The sequence below is a fragment of the Aeromonas sp. 603607 genome, from assembly GCF_049171595.1.
Lineage (GTDB): Bacteria > Pseudomonadota > Gammaproteobacteria > Enterobacterales > Aeromonadaceae > Aeromonas > Aeromonas veronii.
Map to the genome: position 1 here is coordinate 113,821 of NZ_JAAKOV010000015.1, position 21,358 is coordinate 135,178.

General features: G+C 59.0%; 22 protein-coding genes. 17 read left to right on the forward strand and 5 right to left on the reverse strand.

Annotated elements, in window-relative coordinates:
- Positions 1-7: 7 nt before the first annotated feature.
- The 9 genes from atpB (at position 8) to glmU (ending at position 7,956) form a co-directional block, all read left to right on the forward strand.
- Positions 8-790: a F0F1 ATP synthase subunit A gene (atpB, locus tag G5315_RS15035; RefSeq protein ID WP_005339335.1), complete on the forward strand. Its 783-nt coding sequence runs from the start codon at positions 8-10 to the stop codon at positions 788-790.
- A 58-nt stretch (positions 791-848) separates the two neighbouring features.
- Positions 849-1,091: a F0F1 ATP synthase subunit C gene (gene atpE / locus G5315_RS15040; protein ID WP_005307205.1), complete on the forward strand. Its 243-nt coding sequence runs from the start codon at positions 849-851 to the stop codon at positions 1,089-1,091.
- A 54-nt stretch (positions 1,092-1,145) separates the two neighbouring features.
- Positions 1,146-1,616: a F0F1 ATP synthase subunit B gene (atpF, locus tag G5315_RS15045; RefSeq protein WP_005339336.1), complete on the forward strand. Its 471-nt coding sequence runs from the start codon at positions 1,146-1,148 to the stop codon at positions 1,614-1,616.
- Positions 1,617-1,629: 13 nt separating this feature from the next.
- A complete protein-coding gene (gene atpH / locus G5315_RS15050) occupies positions 1,630-2,163 on the forward strand; it encodes a F0F1 ATP synthase subunit delta (RefSeq protein ID WP_005339341.1) in 534 nt (177 codons plus the stop codon).
- 15 nt (positions 2,164-2,178) lie between these two features.
- On the forward strand, positions 2,179-3,720 hold the full coding sequence (gene atpA, locus G5315_RS15055; protein ID WP_005339342.1) for a F0F1 ATP synthase subunit alpha: 1,542 nt from the start codon (positions 2,179-2,181) through the stop codon (positions 3,718-3,720).
- Positions 3,721-3,763: 43 nt separating this feature from the next.
- Positions 3,764-4,630, forward strand: coding sequence for a F0F1 ATP synthase subunit gamma (gene atpG, locus G5315_RS15060; protein ID WP_005339343.1), 867 nt, complete (start codon positions 3,764-3,766; stop codon positions 4,628-4,630).
- A 33-nt stretch (positions 4,631-4,663) separates the two neighbouring features.
- On the forward strand, positions 4,664-6,052 hold the full coding sequence (atpD, locus tag G5315_RS15065) for a F0F1 ATP synthase subunit beta (protein WP_005339344.1): 1,389 nt from the start codon (positions 4,664-4,666) through the stop codon (positions 6,050-6,052).
- A gap of 18 nt (positions 6,053-6,070) precedes the next feature.
- Entirely contained in the window at positions 6,071-6,499 is a 429-nt protein-coding gene (locus G5315_RS15070; RefSeq protein WP_005339345.1) for a F0F1 ATP synthase subunit epsilon, read from the forward strand.
- 95 nt (positions 6,500-6,594) lie between these two features.
- A complete protein-coding gene (gene glmU, locus G5315_RS15075) occupies positions 6,595-7,956 on the forward strand; it encodes a bifunctional UDP-N-acetylglucosamine diphosphorylase/glucosamine-1-phosphate N-acetyltransferase GlmU (protein WP_421333288.1) in 1,362 nt (453 codons plus the stop codon).
- Between the two features lie 51 nt (positions 7,957-8,007).
- Here the strand turns inward: glmU and creD are convergent, their stop codons facing one another.
- The 4 genes from creD to blrA all read right to left on the reverse strand — a co-directional run bounded on the left by creD (position 8,008) and on the right by blrA (position 12,475).
- The gene (gene creD, locus G5315_RS15080) at positions 8,008-9,384 is read right to left on the reverse strand and encodes a cell envelope integrity protein CreD (RefSeq protein WP_421333289.1); all 1,377 of its coding nucleotides are present in this window, start codon (positions 9,382-9,384) and stop codon (positions 8,008-8,010) included.
- 120 nt (positions 9,385-9,504) lie between these two features.
- Positions 9,505-10,299, reverse strand: coding sequence for an OXA-12 family class D beta-lactamase (blaOXA, locus tag G5315_RS15085; protein WP_263085054.1), 795 nt, complete (start codon positions 10,297-10,299; stop codon positions 9,505-9,507).
- Positions 10,300-10,382: 83 nt separating this feature from the next.
- Complete coding sequence (blrB, locus tag G5315_RS15090; protein WP_319920636.1) at positions 10,383-11,804, reverse strand: beta-lactam sensor histidine kinase BlrB; 1,422 nt, start codon at positions 11,802-11,804, stop codon at positions 10,383-10,385.
- Entirely contained in the window at positions 11,801-12,475 is a 675-nt protein-coding gene (gene blrA, locus G5315_RS15095) for a two-component system response regulator CreB (protein ID WP_204419943.1), read from the reverse strand. The genes blrB and blrA overlap by 4 nt, the downstream gene beginning before the upstream one ends.
- Positions 12,476-12,597: 122 nt before the next feature.
- Between blrA and G5315_RS15100 the strand changes: the two genes are divergently transcribed.
- The gene (locus tag G5315_RS15100) at positions 12,598-13,371 is read left to right on the forward strand and encodes a DeoR/GlpR family DNA-binding transcription regulator (RefSeq protein WP_064335026.1); all 774 of its coding nucleotides are present in this window, start codon (positions 12,598-12,600) and stop codon (positions 13,369-13,371) included.
- A gap of 56 nt (positions 13,372-13,427) precedes the next feature.
- Positions 13,428-15,260 (forward strand): glutamine--fructose-6-phosphate transaminase (isomerizing), encoded by a 1,833-nt coding sequence (gene glmS / locus G5315_RS15105; protein WP_216960043.1) that lies wholly within the window; start codon positions 13,428-13,430, stop codon positions 15,258-15,260.
- A gap of 73 nt (positions 15,261-15,333) precedes the next feature.
- Here the strand turns inward: glmS and G5315_RS15110 are convergent, their stop codons facing one another.
- On the reverse strand, positions 15,334-16,110 hold the full coding sequence (locus tag G5315_RS15110) for a helix-turn-helix transcriptional regulator (RefSeq protein ID WP_255912499.1): 777 nt from the start codon (positions 16,108-16,110) through the stop codon (positions 15,334-15,336).
- A gap of 210 nt (positions 16,111-16,320) precedes the next feature.
- Here G5315_RS15110 and G5315_RS15115 point away from each other — a divergent pair, with 210 nt between their 5' ends.
- From G5315_RS15115 to G5315_RS15140, 6 genes are read left to right on the forward strand one after another with little or no spacing between them, the layout of a single operon-like run.
- Positions 16,321-17,082, forward strand: a complete 762-nt coding sequence (locus tag G5315_RS15115; RefSeq protein WP_421333290.1) for a DUF3450 domain-containing protein — start codon at positions 16,321-16,323, stop codon at positions 17,080-17,082.
- A complete protein-coding gene (locus G5315_RS15120) occupies positions 17,079-18,383 on the forward strand; it encodes a MotA/TolQ/ExbB proton channel family protein (RefSeq protein WP_421333291.1) in 1,305 nt (434 codons plus the stop codon). The genes G5315_RS15115 and G5315_RS15120 overlap by 4 nt, the downstream gene beginning before the upstream one ends.
- Positions 18,380-18,910, forward strand: coding sequence for a MotA/TolQ/ExbB proton channel family protein (locus G5315_RS15125; protein ID WP_005339367.1), 531 nt, complete (start codon positions 18,380-18,382; stop codon positions 18,908-18,910). Before G5315_RS15120 ends, G5315_RS15125 begins: the two co-directional genes overlap by 4 nt.
- Positions 18,907-19,308: an ExbD/TolR family protein gene (locus tag G5315_RS15130; protein ID WP_005339369.1), complete on the forward strand. Its 402-nt coding sequence runs from the start codon at positions 18,907-18,909 to the stop codon at positions 19,306-19,308. Before G5315_RS15125 ends, G5315_RS15130 begins: the two co-directional genes overlap by 4 nt.
- Positions 19,305-19,967, forward strand: a complete 663-nt coding sequence (locus G5315_RS15135; RefSeq protein WP_005339371.1) for an energy transducer TonB — start codon at positions 19,305-19,307, stop codon at positions 19,965-19,967. The genes G5315_RS15130 and G5315_RS15135 overlap by 4 nt, the downstream gene beginning before the upstream one ends.
- 2 nt (positions 19,968-19,969) lie before the next feature.
- Entirely contained in the window at positions 19,970-21,148 is a 1,179-nt protein-coding gene (locus G5315_RS15140) for a hypothetical protein (RefSeq protein ID WP_421333292.1), read from the forward strand.
- Positions 21,149-21,358 lie beyond the last annotated feature (210 nt).

Sequence of the window (21,358 nt, forward strand, 5' to 3'; positions counted from 1 at the left end):
AAAACTCATGTCTGCAACCGGAGAAGTCCTGACTCCTCAGGGATATATCTCCCACCACCTGACCCACCTTCAAGTCGGGTCCGGGTTCTGGACGGTCAATATCGACTCAATGGTATTTTCCGTCGTGCTAGGCGCCCTGTTTATCCTGCTGTTCCGCAAAGTAGCCGTTAACGCTACCAGCGGGGTGCCGGGTAAGCTGCAGTGCTTTGTGGAGATGCTGGTCGAGTTTGTGAATGGTAACGTCAAAGACATCTTTCACGGTCGCAACAAGGTCATCGCACCTTTGGGGCTGACGGTGTTTGTGTGGATCTTCCTGATGAACTTCATGGATCTGATCCCCGTTGACTTTATCCCTCACGCTGCACAATTGATGGGTATTCCCTATCTGCGTGTGGTTCCCTCTGCTGACGTTAACATCACCATGTCCATGGCTTTGGGCGTGTTCTTCTTGATCCTGTATTACAGCATCAAGGTCAAGGGTATCGGCGGGTTTGTGAAGGAGCTGACGCTTCAGCCTTTCAACCACCCGGCGGCCATCCCGGTTAACCTCATCCTGGAAACTGTTACGCTGATTTCCAAACCTGTTTCTCTGGGTCTTCGACTGTTCGGCAACATGTATGCTGGCGAACTGATCTTTATCCTGATTGCTGGTTTGTTACCCTGGTGGTCACAGTGGATCCTGTCCGTGCCTTGGGCAATTTTCCACATCCTGATCATCACTTTGCAGGCATTCATTTTCATGGTTCTGACCATCGTATATCTGTCGATGGCGCAGGAAGACCATGGTTGATGCAACTCAAATAATCCTTTTTATACAATCAATTACATCTAAATAACTGGAGATCCTCATGGAAAACTTGAACATGGACCTGCTGTACATCGCTGCTGCAATGATGATGGGTCTGGCTGCTATCGGCGCTTCCATCGGTATCGGTATCCTGGGTGGCAAGTTCCTGGAAGGTGCTGCTCGTCAACCGGATCTGATCCCTGTTCTGCGTACCCAGTTCTTCATCGTAATGGGTCTGGTGGATGCGATCCCGATGATCGCCGTTGGTCTGGGTCTGTATGTGATGTTTGCGGTTGCTGGCTAAGTCGTTACGACTCTCCAGGCATAACCCATTAACTAACTTAAGAGGACATCGGCTGTGAATATCAATGCCACCCTCCTCGGCCAAGCAATTGCTTTTTTCTTCTTCGTAGTGTTTTGCATGAAGTACGTATGGCCGCCGCTGATTGCTGCCATCGAAGCCCGTCAGAAAGCTATTGCTGACGGTCTCTCTTCTGCTGAGCGTGCCAAGAAAGATCTGGATTTGGCCAAGGCCAACGCCACCGATCAGCTGAAAGAAGCCAAGCTGCAGGCTGCTGAAATCATTGAGCAGGCTAACAAACGTAAAGCCCAGATCATTGATGAAGCTGCCGCTGGTGCCCAGTCTGAGCGGGAAAAAATCCTGGCTCAGGGCCGTGCCGAGATCGAAGCTGAACGTCATCGTGCCAAAGAAGAACTGCGTAAGCAGGTTGCTGCTCTTGCCATTGCTGGTGCAGAGAAGATCCTGGCGCGTCAAATCGACCAGGCTGCCAACAGCGACATCGTCGACAAACTGGTAGCAGAACTGTAACGGGAACGGGGCTATGTCTGAACTGACTACAATCGCTCGCCCCTACGCCAAGGCTGCTTTCGAGTTTGCCGTTGAGCACAAGGCGGTTGACCAGTGGCTGGGTATGCTCGGTTTCGCTGCGCAAGTAGTGGAAAACGAGACCATGCACAACCTGGTAAACGGCTCTGTGGCCGCCGAAGAGCTGGCAACGCTGTTTGTCGGTGTCTGCGGTGAGCAACTCGACGTGCATGGCCAGAACCTGATCCGGGTGATGGCCGAGAATGGTCGCTTGGGTGTGCTGCCGGCGGTCGTTGCTGAATTTGTAGCGTTCAAAGCTGAACTGGATAAAGAGGTTCAGGCTGACGTGATTTCGGCGATCGAACTGACCGACCAGCAGAAAGCCAATATTCAGGCTTCTCTGGAACAACGTCTCGCGCGCAAAGTGAAGCTGAATTGCAGCATCGATGCGTCCTTGATGGCCGGGGTGCTCATCAAGGCCGGTGATCTGGTAATCGACGGCACAGTCCGCGGTAAGCTGGATCGCATGGCTGACGCGCTGCAATCTTGATTGGGGTATTAGAGCATGCAACTGAATTCCACTGAAATCGCCGAGCTGATCAAGCAGCGCATTGCGCAGTTTGATGTAAAGAGCGAAGCGCGTAACGAAGGTACTATCGTCTCTGTGAGCGACGGTATCATTCGTATTCACGGCCTGGCTGATGCCATGCAGGGTGAGATGATCGAGCTGCCGGGCAACCGCTACGCTCTGGCATTGAACCTGGAGCGTGACTCCGTCGGTGCGGTGATTATGGGTTCCTATGACGGTCTGTCAGAAGGAATGAAAGTAAAAGGTACTGGCCGTATTCTGGAAGTGCCGGTAGGTCGTGGTCTGTTGGGCCGGGTGTTGAACACCCTGGGTCAGCCGATCGACGGTAAAGGTCCGATCGACAACGACGGCTTCTCGCCGATCGAAGTGATCGCACCGGGCGTTATCGAGCGTAAGTCTGTTGACCAGCCGGTCCAGACCGGTCTGAAAGCCATCGATGCCATGATCCCTATCGGTCGTGGCCAGCGTGAGCTGATCATCGGTGACCGTCAGGTTGGTAAGACCGCCATCGCGATCGACACCATCATCAACCAGAAAGATTCCGGCATTAAGTGTGTCTACGTTGCGATTGGCCAGAAGGCCTCCACCATCGCCAACGTGGTGCGCAAGCTGGAAGAGCACGGCGCCCTGGCCAACACCATCGTGGTCGTTGCCTCTGCCTCCGAAGCGGCTGCCCTGCAGTACCTGGCTCCGTATGCCGGTTGCTCCATGGGTGAGTACTTCCGTGACCGCGGTGAAGACGCGCTGATCATCTATGATGACCTGTCCAAGCAGGCCGTAGCTTATCGCCAGATCTCCCTGCTGCTGCGCCGTCCGCCAGGACGTGAAGCTTACCCGGGTGACGTTTTCTATCTGCACTCCCGTCTGCTGGAGCGTGCTGCTCGCGTTAACGCCGAGTACGTAGAGAAGTTCACCAAGGGTGAAGTGAAAGGCAAGACCGGCTCTCTGACCGCGCTGCCGATCATCGAAACCCAGGCGGGTGACGTATCTGCGTTCGTTCCGACCAACGTGATCTCCATCACCGATGGTCAGATCTTCCTGACTTCACAGCTGTTCAACTCCGGTATTCGTCCGGCGGTTGACCCGGGTATCTCCGTATCCCGTGTAGGTGGTGCTGCTCAGACCAAGATCGTCAAGAAGCTGTCCGGTGGTATCCGTACCGCGCTGGCCCAGTATCGCGAACTGGCGGCCTTCGCCCAGTTCTCTTCCGATCTGGACGAGGCGACTCGCAAGCAGCTGGATCACGGTGTGAAAGTGACCGAGCTGATGAAGCAGAAGCAGTACTCTCCGCTGAGCGTGGCTCACCAGTCTCTGGTGCTGTTCGCCGCCGAGAAAGGCTATCTCTCCGATGTCGAGCTGAACAAAATCGTCGACTTCGAAGCCGCTCTGCTCTCTTACGCCAATACCCAGCATGCCGAGCTGATGGCTGAAATCAATGCCAAAGCCGACTATAACGACGCGATCGTTGGCAAGCTGACTGCGTTGCTGGATAGCTTCAAAGCAACCCAGACCTGGTAAGCGTGTGTGGCAGCGTGAGCTGCCACTTGATGGAGAGTAAGAGATGGCCGGCGCAAAAGAGATACGTAACAAGATCGGGAGTGTGAAAAACACTCAGAAGATCACCGGCGCTATGGAAATGGTGGCAGCAAGCAAAATGCGCCGTGCGCAGGAACGCATGTCTGCCAGCCGTCCGTACGCTGAAACCATGCGCAAGGTGATCGGCCATATCGCTCAGGGGAACTTGGAATACAAGCACCCCTACCTCATCGAACGTGAGGTCAAGCGAGTGGGTTACATCGTCGTCTCCACCGACCGTGGCCTGTGTGGTGGTCTGAACATCAACCTGTTCAAGGCTGCCCTCAATGATATGAAGCAATGGAGCGCGAAAGGTGCCAAGGTTGACCTGGCACTGATCGGTAACAAGGCCTCCAACTTCTTTGAACGGCACGGCGCCAAGGTTAAAGCTCATGTCGCAGGACTGGGCGATAGTCCGAGCGTCAATGACCTGATTGGTTCAGTCAAGGTCATGCTGAAGGCTTACGACAACGGTGAGATTGACAAGCTGTATCTGGTGTACAACAAGTTCGTCAACACCATGGTGCAGCAACCACGGGTCGATCAACTGCTGCCTTTGCCCGTAACTGAAGACAGCAAGCTCGCCAAGAAACACCACTGGGATTACCTCTATGAGCCGGATCCCAAGAAGCTGCTGGATACCCTGCTGGTTCGCTATGTCGAATCTCAGGTTTACCAGGGGGTAGTGGAAAACTTGGCAAGTGAACAGGCAGCCCGAATGGTTGCCATGCAAGCCGCGACTGACAACGCCGGTAACCTGATTAACGATCTGCAACTGGTATACAACAAGGCCCGTCAGGCCAGTATTACCCAGGAGCTGACAGAGATCGTATCCGGTGCTGCTGCGGTGTAAGGCAAGGGTTATCAAAGGTTTAGAGGATTTGACATGAGTAACGGTTTCATCGTCCAAATCATCGGCGCTGTGGTGGACATCGAGTTCCCGCAGAATGCCGTGCCCCAGGTGTACGATGCACTGAAGGTCGTTAGCGAAGGTCAAGGCCAGGGTCTGGTGCTGGAAGTTCAGCAACAGATCGGTGGCGGCGTCGTTCGTTGCATCACCATGGGCTCCTCCGACGGTCTGCGTCGTGGGTTGGAAGTAGTGAATAGCGGTAAATCCATCCAGGTTCCGGTCGGTACTGCGACTCTGGGTCGGATCATGAACGTACTGGGCGAGCCAATCGACGAAAAAGGTCCGATCGGTGAAGAAGAGTGCTGGTCTATCCACCGCGCAGCCCCCAGCTACGAAGATCAGTCCAACAGCAACGATCTGCTGGAAACAGGCATCAAGGTTATCGACCTGGTATGCCCGTTCGCCAAGGGTGGTAAAGTTGGTCTGTTCGGTGGTGCCGGTGTAGGCAAAACCGTAAACATGATGGAGCTGATCCGTAACATCGCGATCGAACACAGTGGTTACTCTGTGTTTGCCGGTGTAGGTGAGCGTACCCGTGAGGGTAACGACTTCTACCACGAGATGATGGAGTCCAACGTACTTGACAAAGTATCTCTGGTTTACGGTCAGATGAACGAGCCGCCCGGAAACCGTCTGCGCGTTGCGCTGACTGGCCTGACCATGGCCGAGAAGTTCCGTGACGAAGGTCGTGACGTACTGTTCTTCGTGGACAACATCTACCGTTACACCCTGGCCGGTACTGAAGTATCCGCACTGCTGGGCCGTATGCCTTCCGCAGTAGGTTACCAGCCGACCCTGGCCGAGGAGATGGGTGTTCTGCAAGAACGTATCACCTCCACCAAGACCGGTTCCATCACCTCCGTACAGGCCGTTTACGTGCCTGCGGATGACTTGACTGACCCGTCTCCGGCGACCACCTTCGCCCACCTGGATGCGACCGTCGTACTGTCCCGTCAAATCGCGGCACTGGGTATCTACCCGGCCGTTGACCCGCTGGACTCTACCTCTCGTCAGCTGGATCCGCTGGTGGTTGGCAAAGAGCACTACGAGACCGCTCGTGGCGTTCAAACCGTACTGCAGCGCTACAAAGAGCTGAAGGACATCATCGCCATCCTGGGTATGGATGAACTGTCAGAAGAAGACAAACTGACCGTAGCCCGTGCCCGTAAGATCGAGCGTTTCCTGTCCCAGCCGTTCTTCGTAGCAGAAGTGTTTACCGGTTCTCCGGGTAAATACGTGCCGCTGAAAGAGACCATCCGTGGTTTCCAGGGCATCCTGAAAGGCGAGTATGACGATCTGCCCGAGCAGGCGTTCTACATGGTTGGCGGTATCGACGAAGTCGTCGAGAAATCCAAGAAACTGTAAGCCTCGACAGGAGGGCCCATGGCAGAGATGATCTCCTTTCACCTGGACGTGGTGAGCGCCGAAGGAAAACTGTTTTCCGGTCGAGTGCAATCCGCTCAGGTATCAGGCTCCGAAGGTGAGTTGGGTCTCCGCCACGGTCATGCTCCGTTGCTGACTGCCATCAAGCCGGGCCTGGTCCGCTTGGTGAAGCAGAACGGAACTGAAGAGGTGCTGTACATCTCCGGCGGTATGCTGGAAGTACAACCTGAATCCGTGACCGTGCTGGCGGACACTGCGATTCGTGCTGACGACTTGGATGAGGCGAAAGCCCAGGAAGCCAAGCGCGCAGCCGAAGAGCGGATCCACAGCTCCCATGGTGATATCGACTACGCCCAGGCCGCCACCGAGCTGGCCAAGGCGATGGCCCAATTGCGGGTTATCGATATCGTCAAAAAGAATTACCGCTAATAACGGTGATGTAAAAAGCGACCTTCGGGTCGCTTTTTTTTTACCCGTTGGATAGACTCCGCCGGGTATTTCCACACAAGTTCAAGGTCGAAGTCATGTCTCTCAACGTCGTGATCCTGGCGGCGGGTAAAGGTACCCGCATGCGTTCCGTTCTGCCCAAGGTACTGCACCCGGTAGCCAACAAACCCATGGTTTCCCACGTGATCGATACCGCCCGTCAGGTCGGCGCCGAGCAGCTGCATCTGGTCTATGGCCACGGTGCCGAGCTGCTGAAAGAGCGGATCGTGGCGGCCGACGTGAACTGGGTGCTGCAGGCGCAGCAGCTGGGGACCGGTCATGCCGTCGCCCAGGCGATCCCGTTCTGGAAGGATGAAGACGACGTGCTGGTGCTCTACGGCGATACCCCGCTGATCCAGCCCGAGACCCTGCAGCGACTGCTGGCTGCCAAGGCAAGCGATGGCATGGCACTGCTGACCGTGGTGCTGGACAACCCCACCGGCTATGGCCGCATTGTCCGTGAAAACGGTCAGGTGGTCGGCATCGTCGAGCAGAAAGATGCCAACGCCGAGCAACTGACCATCCGCGAAGTGAACACCGGCGTGCTGGTGGCCAACGGCGGCCAGCTGCGCAGCTGGCTCTCCCGTCTGGACAACAAGAATGCCCAGGGCGAGTTCTACCTGACCGATGTGATCGCCATGGCGCACGCCGATGGCTGCCAGATCGCAGCGGTCCATCCGGAGCGTGCCGCCGAGGTGGAAGGGGCCAACAACCGGGTGCAGCTGGCTGCCCTTGAGCGCAGCTACCAGCAAATGCAGGCCGAGAAGCTGATGATCGCCGGTGCCACCCTGATCGACCCAGCCCGCTTCGATCTGCGCGGCACCCTCGAGATTGGTGAAGAGGTGGTGATCGACGTCAACGTCATCATCGAAGGCAAGGTAACCCTCGGCAACCACGTCCGTATCGGTGCCGGTGCCGTGCTGAAGGATTGCGTGATCGGCGATCACACCGAAGTGAAGCCCTACTCCATCGTTGAAGGGGCTCAGGTGGCGGATCAGTGTTCGGTCGGCCCTTTTGCCCGTCTGCGCCCAGGGGCCGTGCTGGAGCAGGATGCCCACGTTGGCAACTTCGTCGAGATGAAGAAGGCCCGTCTTGGGGTTGGTTCCAAGTGCGGTCATCTCACCTATCTGGGTGATGCCGAGATCGGAGCCGGGGTGAATATCGGTGCCGGTACCATCACCTGCAACTACGACGGGGTCAACAAATTCCAGACCATCATCGAGGACGATGTATTCGTTGGTTCCGATACCCAGCTGGTGGCGCCGGTGCGCATCGGCAAGGGGGCTACCCTGGGGGCAGGTTCCACTATCACCAAGGATGTGGCCGAGAATGAGCTGGTGATCACCCGGGTGCCCCAGCGCCACATCAAGAACTGGGCTCGCCCGGTCAAGAAGAAGTGATGCCCGATCAATAAAATAGAACCGGCGCCTGATGGCGCCGGTTTTTTTGGCTTATGACTGATGGTTGGTGTCACTGGTCGATGACTGGGGGGCCGCCCATGTGGTCGCGGGTGCGCTGTAGTCCATCACCTGATACCAGTCGAGCTTGCGGGTCAGCAGCATGATCAGCGCCAGGGTGGCGAACAGCAGCAGGGCGCCGAGCAGCAGAGCTATCTCTTCGGCCTGCAGCAGGCTGTAGAGGATGGCATAGACCAGCCCGAGCAGCGCAGCAAAGCCGATCCCCTGCTTCGGGCCGCCCAGCACATGACTGAGGTAGAAGCCGTTGAGCAGCACGCTGGCCAGCGCGGCCACCAGATAGGCCCAGCCAAAGCCGAGGTGTTCGGTCAGCGCCAGCAGCACCAGATAGAAGATGGCCAGCCCCATGCCTACCAGCGCGTACTGGATCGGGTGAACCCTCAGCCCCTTGAGCAGCTCGAACATGAAGAAGCTGATAAAGGTGAGGCCGATGAAGAGCAGGGCATATTTGGCCGCCCGTTCGTTGAGCTGATAGTGATCCACCGGCTGCACCAGACTGACGCTGAAGGTGGAGAGATTGCTATCGCCCCCGTTCATCATCCGGTTGAAGCGGGTCTCCATGTCGCTGGCGAACCAGCTGGTTTGCCAGTTGGCCTCAAACCCTTGTGGGCTCAGGGTGCGACTGCCCGGCAGAAAGTCGCCGATAAAGTTGGGATGGGGCCAGTTGCCCGCCAGCAGCAAGGTGCTCTCCTTGCCCAGCGGTACTATGTCGAGGGCGTTCATCCCCTGCAGATTCAGATCCAGATGAAAGGTGCCATCCTGTTGGGGCAGGCTGTCGAGCGGGGCATGGATACCGGCCAGCGCGTCACCGAGACGGGCGCCGGGGGCAAACGGGATCCGCTGTGTGCCGAGTTGCAGTTCGGGGACGCTGTTGATACCGCGGGCATCGGAGAGCACCAGGCTCAGGTAGGGTTTGCCCGCCACCAGCTCGGCCGTTTCACCGAGCGGTGAGGTCGCGTCATTCAGCAAACTCTGCCGGGTGGGCAGGCGGCCCGAGAGGGTGATGCGGGTCTGGTAGACCTGGGCCTGATAGATGCCCAGCTTGCGCGGGGTCACCTCCATGTTGGCCCTGATATCCAGTTGCTCCGGCAGCAGGTAGCGGTAGATCTGCTCCTGACGGACGAAGCGCTTGCCCTCCTGCTCGACCGTCACCGAACGGGTATAGGGCTGCACGATAATGGGCCCCATCAGTCGTTGCGGGCCGCTGCTGCTGGCCATGATGCTGTGAATGGCCTGACTGCGGTAAGCCTGACGCTCCCGGTTGAGCTCCATGATGGATTGCACCGGCACCATCAACAACAGGCTGAGCAACAGCAGCAGAAAGATCTTGTGGGTGAATATCTGTTTGACCATGACACGTCTCCTTGTTTGATGGAGTGAGTCTGTCAGTCCGGCGTGAAGTGGTGATGGGCTTGTGTGAAGTGGTGGTGAAGGGGGATAAAAAAACCGGCATTGCGCCGGTTTCTGGGGGAATTACAGGGTCTTCAATTTTCCGGGCAGGGCGGCCAGCACCTCTTCTTTCGCCTTGAGGGAGGCGAACTGCTTGCCGGGCTTTTGCACCACGGTATGGACGAAGATCAGCTGTTTGCCCGGTTTGCTGGCCCATCCGACGAACCAGCCGATCTGCTGATCGCGGTTGAGGCTGCCATCCAGCTTCTTCGGGTAGCCCATGCCGGTCTTGCCGTGGATCTGCCAGCCGTCGATCTCGCTCACCTTGAGGATATTGGCGGTGTACTGCAGGGTCTGCGCCGAGACCGGCAGCTTGCCGCTGAGCATCTTGCCGAGGAAACGGGCCTGCTCCTCCGGACTGATGGCGAGGCTGGAGCTGAGCCAGGCTTGGGTCAGACCGTCATGCTTGCCCGGATTGCCGGAGAGATCCCGGTTGCCGTAGTCGAAGCGGTCGACGTATTGCTGGAAGCGCTCCATCCCCAGCCACTCGGTGATCTGCTGGGAGAACCAGACCACCGAGTAGGTTTCCCAGCGGCGCGGGGTAGTGGTTTCGCGCCAGGCGGGCAGCCAGCCGTCATAGCTCGGTTTGTAAGGCAGTGCCGGATGCTCTTCATCAACCAGATAGCCACTGTCGTAACCCATCAGCGCCAGCGGGATCTTGAAGGTGGACGCGGGCGGCAGCTGGCTGGAGCAGTCCCCTTCGCTGGAGAGGGTCTGGCCGTTGCCGTCAGCATAGAGAAAGCAGCCGCTGGCGGCGGAGGCAGGCAGGGCTGCGAGCAAACTGGCAGCCAGCAGGCTGGAGAGAAGCAGGCGGGACATAGCATTTCCTTGAGCAAATGGATGAGAGAAAGCGGCAGTCTATAGCCGCTTTGTGTGGGGAGTGTGAAGTTGCAGGGCGGTGACTAGGTGAACGGCAGCCAGAGTTCCGCCAGCGCGCCTCCTTCCGGTCGGTTGCTCAGGGTCAGACGGCCGCCATGCTGGTGGGCCACCTCATGGGCGAAGCTGAGCCCCAGACCGCTGCTCTTGCCCTTGTCCGGTCGCGGCAGGGAGTAGAAACGCTCGAAGATCCGTGGCAGGGCGTAGTCGGGAATGCCGGGGCCGCTGTCGGTGACCCGAAAACAGTAGCCCTCCTCCTGCTGGCTGCCGCTCAGGGTGACCTGCCCGTTGGCGGGAGAGAAGTCGATGGCGTTGTCCAGCAGGTTGCCGATGGCCTGCTCCACCAGCAGCGGATCCCACTTCTGTTTCGGCGCGCTGGCCAGCTCGGCCACCAACTCGACCTGACGGCGCTGGGCGATGATCTGGCGGGCGTCGAGGGTGCGCTTGCCCAGTTTCGCTGGCTCCACCGACTGGCGATCCAGCCCCTGCCCCGACTCCAGCCGCGCCAGTTGCAGCATTCGCTCGATCAGCTGCTGCATGCGCGCGGTTTCCAAATTGATGTTGCCGATAAAGCGTTTGGCAACTTCGGGGGGCGGCGTTTCGGCCAAAATCTCCCCTGCCCCGCGAATGGCGGCCAGAGGGCTCTTCAGCTCGTGGGTCAGGCTGTGCACATAGGCTTCGATGTAGCTTTTGCCATCGAGCTGGTGGCGCATGGTCTCCAGCGAGCGGCCGAGCCGATCCAGCTCGACGGTGTGCAGCCGTGGCAGCGGTGCCGCCTCCCCCTTGCTGACCGAGTCGGCGTAGTGCACCAGCTTGCCGATGGCGCGGTTTAGCCACCACACCAGCAGGCTGCCGATCAGCAGCGAGATGAGCAGCATCTGGCCGCCGGCCCGCAGCAGCTCCTGTTCCCCGCGCTCGATGGCTGGCATCAGGGTGCGATTGGGTTTGGCGACGGTGAGAGAGCCGATGATCTCGGCCCCTTCCCGCAGCGGCGCCGCCACATACATGGTCGAGCTGGCGGCATCGTCGGGATCGGTGCGGGTGCTGCGGGCGCCATATTGGCCGCGCAGGGTGCGGTAGACATCGTTCCAGCGGGAATAATCCTTGCCCAGATCCGTGCCGTCGGAGTCGTAAATCACCATACCCTTCTGGTCAGTGACATAGATGCGGTACTCCGCCTGCTGCTTGAGGTGGCCGTCGATCATCGCATTGATGGGATTCTGGTTGAGGCGGGCGAAGGCGCTGGCCAACCGCCCGTTCATCATATTGCCCTCTTTCAGATCATCGAGGGCGAGCGGCGCCAGCAGCTGGGTCATGTCTACCAGAGTATCTTCGGTGGCGCTGCGCACCCCGGGTTTTATCTCCTCGACGAAGATCTCCAGCACGAACCAGGCGGCCAGCGCGAAGATCAGCAGCAGGCCGCACAGCAGTTGCAACCCGAGTCTCATGCCAGCTCCAGGCTGTAGCCCAGCCCGCGGTGGGTGAGGATCAGGTTGGCTTCTGCATCATGTTCGCGCAGCTTGGCGCGGATGGTCTTGATGTGGGTATCGACGGTGCGATCCAGACTCTCCTCCGCATCCTGCCACACCAGATCCATCAGCTGTTGGCGGGAGTAGACCCGGCCCGGCGCCTGCATCAAGGTCTTGAGCAGCAGATATTCGTAGCGGGTGAGGGCCAGCGGTTGGCCGCGAAAATGGATGCGGGCCCGCTCCTCATCCAGCACCAGCAGGGCGCTGGGTTGGGGGGCGACGGGCTGGCTGCGGCGCAGGATGACCCGCACCCGGGCACACACTTCCCGTGGCGAGAAGGGTTTGGCCACATAGTCGTCGGCACCGATCTCCAACCCGATCAGCCGGTCTATCTCCTCGCTGCGGGCGGTGAGGAACATCAGGGGAATATCGGTCAGCGCCCTCACCTGCTTGCAGAGTTCGAAGCCGCTGATGTCGGGCAGCCCCACATCGAGGATCAGGAAGTCGGGTCGCGTCTGTTCCAGTCGTGTCAGCAACTGTTGGCCCAGCATGAACCACTCCACCTCAAACCCGTCGGTCTGCAGGGCATAAATCAGGGTGTCGGCGATGCTGGCCTCATCCTCCACCAGCCAGATGACTCTCTTTTGCATGGCATCCTCGTCGCAAATTGGCACCCCATTCTGGCATCGAACCAAACCGGATCCTATTTGCTGTTTTATTTTTCCGAAAAAGGGGCTAACATTTCGATGTTCTTTCGAATCGAAACTTAAAAATGACCAAACGTAATACTCAACAACGCCGCCACACCATAGTGACCCTGGTACAAGAGCAGGGTGAAGTGAGCGTCGACGCCCTCGCCAAACACTTTTCTACCTCCGAAGTGACCATCCGTAAAGATCTGGCGGTACTGGAGACCGGCGGTCTGCTGCTGCGCCGTTATGGTGGTGCCGTTCCCTTGCCGAACGAGATGGTGGTCGAGGTCAACCCTGAACAAGTTTCGAACCGAAAGTTAGCCATTGCCCGTGCGGCGGCCGAGCGGCTGCGTGATCACAACCGCGTCATCATCGACAGCGGCAGCACCACCAGCGCCATGATCCCCATGCTGGGCAACAAGCGCGGCCTCATCGTGATGACCAACTCCCTCAATGTGGCCGGTGCCCTGCGCGAGCTGGAAAATGAGCCTACCCTGTTAATGACTGGTGGCACTTGGGACCCTCACTCCGAATCCTTCCAGGGGCAGGTGGCAGAACAGGTGTTGCGATCCTACGACTTCGACCAGCTATTTATCGGTGCCGACGGCATCGACCCGGAGCGTGGCACCACCACCTTCAACGAGCTGGTGGGCCTGTCGCGGGTCATGGCCGAGGTATCGCGGGAGGTCATTGTGATGGTCGAATCGGAAAAGATCGGCCGCAAGATCCCCAATCTCGAACTTCCCTGGTCGAGCATCCATACCCTGGTGACCGACGAGGGGCTGGCCAGCGAGGCCAGAGAACAGATTCAAGCCCAGGGGGTGACGCTTATCTGCGCCCCGGTCACTTGCTGACATCGAGCTCTGAACCATCCAACTGACTTTACGATTTGCATCTCAAGGAGAAGTGTATGTGTGGCATCGTCGGGGCTGTTGCCCAACGTGATGTGGCTGAAATTCTGGTAGAGGGCCTGCGCCGTCTGGAGTACCGCGGTTATGACTCAGCCGGTGTGGCCGTGTTCAGCGCCAACCAGCCGCTGCAGCGGGTTCGCCGTCTGGGCAAGGTGGCCGAGCTGGCCAAGGCGCTTGACGAGCAGTCCGTTCACGGCGGTACCGGCATCGCCCATACCCGCTGGGCCACTCACGGCGAGCCCTCCGAGCGCAACGCCCACCCCCACGTCTCCGAGCATATCGTGGTGGTGCACAACGGCATCATCGAGAACCACGAAGAGCTGCGGGAAGAGTTGAAGGCGCTGGGTTATGTGTTCAGCTCCGACACTGATACCGAGGTGATTGCCCATCTGGTCCATCATGAGCTGAAGAGCGCCGGCAGCCTGCTGGCTGCCATGCAGACTGCGGTGAAGCAGCTGCGCGGTGCCTACGGTACCGTGGTGATGGACAGCCGCGACGACAGCCGCGTGGTGGTTGCCCGCTCCGGTTCACCGCTGGTGATCGGCCGCGGTATCGGCGAGAACTTTATCGCCTCCGACCAGATGGCGCTGCTGCCGGTGACCCGTCGTTTCATCTTCCTGGAAGAGGGTGATGTGGCCGAAGTGACCCGCCGTGACGTGCATATCTTCGATACCAACGGCAACGCCGTGGTGCGTGAAGAGCAGGAGTCCGAACTCTCCCACGATGCCGGTGACAAGGGTGAATACCGTCACTACATGCTCAAAGAGATCCACGAGCAACCCAAAGCGATCACCAACACCCTGGAAGGGCGTCTGGGCAGCGATCACGTGGTGGTCGAATCGTTCGGCAACGGCGCGCGCGCCATCTTTGACAAGGTCGAGCACGTGCAGATCGTTGCCTGCGGCACCTCCTATCACTCCGGCATGGTGGCTCGCTACTGGTTCGAAGAGATCGCCGGCGTCTCCTGCGATGTGGAGATTGCCTCCGAGTTCCGCTATCGCAAATCGGTAGTGCGTCCCAACAGCCTGCTGGTGACCCTCTCCCAGAGTGGCGAGACCGCCGATACCCTGGCGGCGCTGCGTCTGGCCAAGGAATCCGGCTACATGAGCTCGCTGGCTATCTGCAACGTGCCGGGCTCCTCGCTGGTGCGTGAATCGGATCTGGCCTTTATGACCCGCGCGGGGGCAGAGATTGGTGTGGCCTCCACCAAGGCGTTCACCACCCAGTTGGCTGGCCTGCTGATGCTGGTGGCCTCGGTCGGTCACTGCCGTGGCCACCTTAGCGCGTCCGCCGAGGCCGAACTGGTCAAGGCGCTGCAAGCCTTGCCGCTGCGTATTAAAGAGAGCCTGGCGCTGGCCAAGGATATCGAAACCCTGGCCGAAGAGTTTGCCGACAAGCAGCACAGCCTGTTCCTCGGTCGTGGCAGCCAGTACCCCATCGCCATGGAAGGGGCGCTCAAGCTCAAAGAGATCTCCTACATCCACGCCGAAGCCTACGCCGCTGGCGAGCTGAAGCATGGCCCGCTGGCGCTGATCGATGCCGAGATGCCCATCATAGTGGTGGCGCCGAACAACGATCTGTTGGAGAAGCTCAAGTCCAACGTGGAAGAGGTGCGTGCCCGTGGCGGTATCCTCTACGTGTTCGCCGATGCCGACACCGGCTTCAAGAGCGACGAGACCATGCGGGTCATGAACCTCAACCATGTGGAAGAGGTGATCGCCCCCATCGTCTATACCGTGCCGCTGCAGCTGCTCTCCTACCACGTCGCCCTGATCAAGGGCACCGACGTCGACCAGCCGCGCAACCTGGCAAAATCGGTGACCGTCGAGTAAGTCACTCTCTGATCAGTCACTTTCTGAAATGAAAAAGAGCCACAATTGCGGCTCTTTTTGTTGCTGCTGAGGGTTACGACAGCCGCAGGTTGGTAATGGTGACCTCGTCGAGGGAGGGCACTATGATGCCGCTGGTGATCCCCTTGGCGATGGCCTGGCTGCGGTTCTTCGAGTCGGTTTTGTTGGTCACCTGGGTCAGGTGAAAGTTGACCGTCCGCTCGCTGATGCCGAGGATAGTGGCGATCTCCCAGGAGGTTTTGCCCTCGCTGGCCCAGAACAGGCACTCCTTCTCCCGATCCGACAGTTCGGTCAGGTACTTCATCAGGTCAGGCCGGATTTTGATCAGTTGCAGCGCGGAGTTGAAGATGTAGCTGGCGCAGAATGACAGCAAGGGAACGTTTTCAAACATCAGATCAGAGTTGGACTTCTCCTTGGTGATGAATGAGAGGATACCGTGCTCCCCCTGCGGGGTGTGGAGCGGGAAGGATACGCCGTTGCGCACCCCGAAATCGGCAGCCAGATTCATCACATCGCGGCTGGCGCTGGGCAGCCAGGGCGAGTCGCAGTCGAGTTTGTTCCAGAAGATAGGCTGGGTCTGTTTCAGCCCCAGATAGACCACCGGATCCTGGGTCAGATACTGGTTTTCGCTGTAGGCGTCAAACCAGCTGGTCGGACAGTTGTTGAACAGTGCCACGTGGGATTTCTGCATGCTGATGGGGAAAATAATCAACAGCCGGAAGTAATCAAAGCCCATTTGATGACTGAAGCGTTCCAGTTGTTGCTGGATATCGCTGGTTTTTGTTGCCTTGGTGAACTTGTCGATATGTTCCCAGATCGCATCGTTGAGCATGACTTTCTCCTTTTTCGATCTCTATCACACTGATCGAAAAGATTTTTTCTCGTTATTTATATTTGTGCGGTGGCTATTGGCGCCACTTATTCCGTGCGTGTCTAAAAATTATCCTGTTTTTGTGCATAAAGGCCAAGAAAATCCTCTCGTTGCCAGTCCGCCCCGCATTTGAGATAATGATAATAGTTATCATTAGTAAGATGTATTTCAATGAACAAATTATGGGGTGTGGCCCTGCTGCCACTGTCAGTCCACTTTGCTGCCATCGGGGATGAGCTGGTTGCTCCCGCCCTCAAGAACAGCATAGCTGCCGGGAAAGCCTCCCAGCAGCGGGTGGAAAAAGCCGCCGATGCCGCCGTTGCCGCACGACTGGAGCTGCAAAATGCCCAGCTGCAACTGCGCGACCTCGAAGCCTACAACCGCTACATGCAATCTCTGGTGGTCGATCAGCAAAATGAGCTGGGTAAATTGAGTCAGCAGCTGGAAGCGGTGCAAGAGACCCGTCAGGGCTTGATCCCGCTGATGTTGCAGATGCAGGCAGATCTGGAACAGCTGGTGCAAAACGACATCCCGCTGCGCAAGGAAGATCGTTTGGCGCGGGTTGAACAGTTGAAAGCGACCCTGGCCCGCGCAGACGTTAGCGAGGCAGAGAAATTCCGTCAGCTGCTGCAGGCCTATCAGATCGAAGCCGAGTACGGCAGCCGGATGGACAGCTATTCCGCCGAGCTGGAGCTGGATGGTGGTCCTCGTCGGGTCGATGTGCTGGCGCTGGGCCGGGTCTCCCTGCTGGCAATGACGGCCGATCGCAGTCAGGCATGGCGCTGGTCTGCCGAGGCTAAGCAGTGGCAAGCCCTCGATAGCCAGTGGCTCTCCCCTATCGCCGAGGCGATGGATGTGGCCGCCGACAAGAAAGTTCCCCAGTTGCTCAATGTCCCCCTCTCTGTAAGCCGTAGTCAGGAGGCCCAATCATGAGAGTCACCATGAAGTGGTTCCCCCTCCTTATTGCTCTCTCCTGCGGTACCAACGCCGCTGTCGCCGATGAGTGGCAGCAGCAGGAACAGGCTCGTGAACAGCAGGCTCAGCAAGATCTGGCGACCGTTGCCAAGGAGCTCGGCACTGCCCGCGCCAGATTGGCCGAGGCCCAGCGCTTGAGCAAGGAGCTGGCCGGCAAGTTCGCCAGCAACGAGAAGCAGCTGGTCGAGCTCAACGCCCAGTGGGAGCAAGCCTCCGGCGACATGAACGAGATCTTCGCGGTCACCCGTCAGGGCGCCAGTGATGCGGTCAAGCTGCTGAGCGAATCCGCCATCGAGGGCCAGTACCCGGAACGTCTCGCCCCGCTGAAAGCCATGGCACAGGATAAACAGGTGCCGGATCGCGCCGCCCTTGCCCTGCTGCCCGCCACGCTGCTGCAGGAGATCCGCGAATCTGGCCGGATTGCCCGGTTCAACGGCAAGGTACTCGATGCCCAGGGGGCTGCCAGCGAGCAGCCGCTGACCCGGGTTGGCAGCTTTGCCCTGCTGGGGAGCGAAGGCTTCCTGCAACCGACCGCGGAAGGCTTGAGCCCGGTACTGGGTCTGCCCGGTAGCGTGCTCTCTGCCGTTGCGGCTTATCAGGGTCAGGAAGGGGAAGCGCTGCCGCTGGATCCTTCTCATGGCACTCTGCTGGCTATGCTGGCACAGGCGCCCACCTTCTGGCAGCAGGTACAACAAGGTGGTCAGGTCGGCGCCATTATCGTGCTGTTGGCCGCCATCGGTTTGGGTATCGCTGCGGTACGGCTGTGGAGCCTCTCTCGCGAGCTGGGTCGGGTTCGTCGCCAGCTCAAGAGCGGCGAGTATCACGCTGATAACGCCCTCGGCCGGGTGCTGACGGTGGCAGACAAACACCCCGAGCTGAGCATGGAGACCCTCGAGCTGCGTCTTGATGAGGCGATCCTGCAGGAGACTCCTCGCATGGAGCGCGGCATCGGCATGGTCAAGGTGATCGCGGCCATCGCCCCCATGCTGGGTCTGCTCGGTACCGTAACCGGGATGATCGGCACCTTCCAGGCCATCACCCAGTTTGGCACCGGCGATCCCAAGATCATGGCGGGCGGCATCTCCATGGCGCTGGTTACCACGGTACAGGGTCTGGTTGCGGCCATTCCGCTGATCCTGGCCCACAGCCTGCTGCAATCGCGCTTCACCGAGCTTTCCAATGTACTGGAGCAGCAGGTAGCCGGCATTCTGGCCGAGCGCGCCGAGAGCAATAACGGCGGGATGGAGCGAGCAGCATGATGCTCGACATCTGGCAACAGCTGCAGAGCTTCATGGGCCGTGGCGGCCCGGTGCTCTGGGTCATTCTGGCCCTGCTGGTGCTGATGTGGATTTTGATGATCGAGCGGTTGCTCTACCTCAATCTGGGTTTCGGTCCGCTGCAGCAACAGCTGCTCGGCCGCTGGCAGGCCCGCAGCGAGCGCCACAGTTGGCACGCCCGGGCGATCCGCAGCCGCTGGCTGGCGCAGGCGGAGCTGGAACTGAACCGTCATCTGATCTTCATCCGCACCCTGGTGGTGCTCTGTCCCATGCTGGGGCTGCTGGGCACTGTGACCGGCATGATCGGCGTATTCGATGCGTTGGCTGCGGCCAACCGCTTTAACCCGGAGAGCATGGCAGGCGGGATCTCCCGCGCCACCATCCCCACCATGGCGGGCATGGTGGTGGCGCTCTCCGGCGTGTTGTTACTCAGTCGGCTCGAGAGTCAGGCCAAGCGTGCGCTGGCCAAGACCCGGGACGGCCTGCGAGAAGAGAAGGTAATGCAATGAGACGGCAATCCAAACGCCAGCGTGACGAAGTGCAGATCGACATGACCCCCATGCTGGATATCGTGTTCATCATGCTGATCTTCTTTATTGTCACCACCTCCTTCGTGCGCGAAGCCGGGCTCGAGGTACACAGACCTCAGGCCAGTCAGGCCAAGGCGCAGAAATCTTCCAGCATCATGCTGGCGATCGGGGCTCAGGGTCAGATCTTCCTTGACCGCAAGCAGATCGATGTGGAGCGGGTGCAGGCCACCATCGCCCGTCTGCTGGCGGAGCAGCCCGATGCCAGTCTGGTTATTCAGGCCGATGAGCGAGTGCCCCATGGCAAGGTGGTGCGGGTGATGGATGAGGCCAAGGCGGCGGGTATCGCCAATATCGCCGTGGCGGTGGCACCGAAATGAAATACAAGCTGATGAGCCTGGGGCTGGGGATCGCCCTCAGTCTGGGTATCCTGCTGTTTATGGCCACGCTGGTTGAACCGCCCCGGGGCGAAAAGGTGGCGAGCGAGCAGAAGCCCATCGTCATCAATATGCAGAACGAGGTGACCGAGGTGCAGGTGCGCGAGCGTCCGGTGCCGCAGGAGCCTGAACCTCTGCCAGAGCCTCCTGCCGCATTGGCCTCGACACCGTTGCCGATGCCTGCCGCGGCCCCCTTGGCGGCCGTTGAGCCGAGTCTGGATCTGGTCTCCAGCCTCAGCGCGGTGCAGGTCTATGCACCCGGTGTGGCGACCAGTACTGCACCGGTATTGAGTGGCAACTACCACGGCCAGCAGCAGGGGGCTGGCATCGGCGCAGGTGACATGCTGATGCCGCTGCAACGGATCGAGCCGGTCTACCCCTATCGTGCCCAACAGTCAGGGATCGAAGGTTTCGTCACCCTGCGCTTTAGCGTGAATGCGGAAGGTGGCGTGCAGGATGTGGAAGTGGTCGAGGCCAAACCCAAGCGTCAGTTCGAGCGGGCGGCCATTCAGGCGATCAACAAGTGGCGTTATCAGCCGAGACCGGGCGCCACCGACAAGCTGGTGCAAGTCATCACGCTCAAATTCAAACTGGAGTCATAACTATGTTGCGGATCTGGATCTGTCTGCTGGCCCTGGTCGGCCAAGCCTGTCTGGCGATGGAGGTCAGCCCTCACTTCTCCCGTCAGCTTGAACCCGTGATGAAGCTCTATCAGTCCGGTCAGTGGCAACAAGCCCAGAGCAAGGCGTCCGGCCTCAAGCCAAATAGCGATGCCGAGCGTGCCTGGCTGGCGCAGCTGCAAGCCTCGCTGGCGGCCAATCTGCAACAGACCGCCCAGGCGAGCCGTTATGTCGAACAGGCCCTTGCCTATAAAGAGTGGCCCGAGCAGCAACAGCTCCAGCTGCTGCGACTGCGCGGCGATATTCAGGCCCAGCAATCCAACTGGTCGGGTGCCATCGCCAGCTACAAGGCGGCACTGGCACTCAAGCAAGACGATGCACTGCGCCTGCGTCTGGCTGGTCTCTATTACCACAACAAGCAGTACGGTGACGCCGCCAGCCAGAGCGAACAGTTGTTGAAGAAGGGTTGGCAGAAGCAGGCCGCCATTATTCGTCTCTCCGCCCTCACCGCCCAGCAACGCTATGGCGTGGCGGCCGATCAGGCGGTCGAGTTGATCAGCCACGAACCCAAAGAGAGCAAATGGTGGCAGCAGGCGGTGTCGCTCAACCTCTCCGCCAAACGCGGCGATCAGGCGTTGGTTCTGCTTCAAACAGCCATCGACAGAAAACTGATGGATGACGCGTCAGCCCGCAATCAGCTGATCCGCCTCTATGCCTGGCAAGGGCTGCCTTATCGTGGTGCTCGTATGCTGGAAGCGGCCATGGCCAAGGGACAGATGAAGCAAAGTGCTGAAAATCGTCAACTGCTTGCCCAATTGTGGGAAGGTGCCCGGGAGTGGTCACAAGCGGTCGATAGCTGGCAGCTGCTGGCCAACCAGCATGGTCAGCCCAAAGCGGCCATGCGCGCCGCCGAACTGCTGCTGCAACAGGGCAAGACAGATGCTGCCATGACCCAGCTCGCTGCCATCAAGTCGGTGAAGGGCGAGCAAGGCAATCGCGCCAAAGCGTTGCTGGTGCAGGCACACCTTAATAAGGAGCAGTATGCCCAGGCGCTGGAACTGGCCCGTGAGCTGCAGCAACAGGATAACTGGCAGCAGAAGGCAACCAGCTGGGTCAACTATATCCGGGCACAAAGCGAAGAGTTGAGCAAAAAAGCGGCGTAAAAGAGATGCCAAGGGGTTGTTTTGGGGCGTTCAGTTCGCTTTTTCAGCAAACGAACACATTTTTGCAAAAAGCCCTTGTCATCCCGGCTCGGCTCCCTATAATGCGCCCCTACCAGCACGGCGGAACACGCCGAACTGATGAGCCAGCTTCCTAGCGAAGTGGGCGCCGAAAGAAAAGCGAAAACAATCGCTTGACTTTCGAAGTGAGAA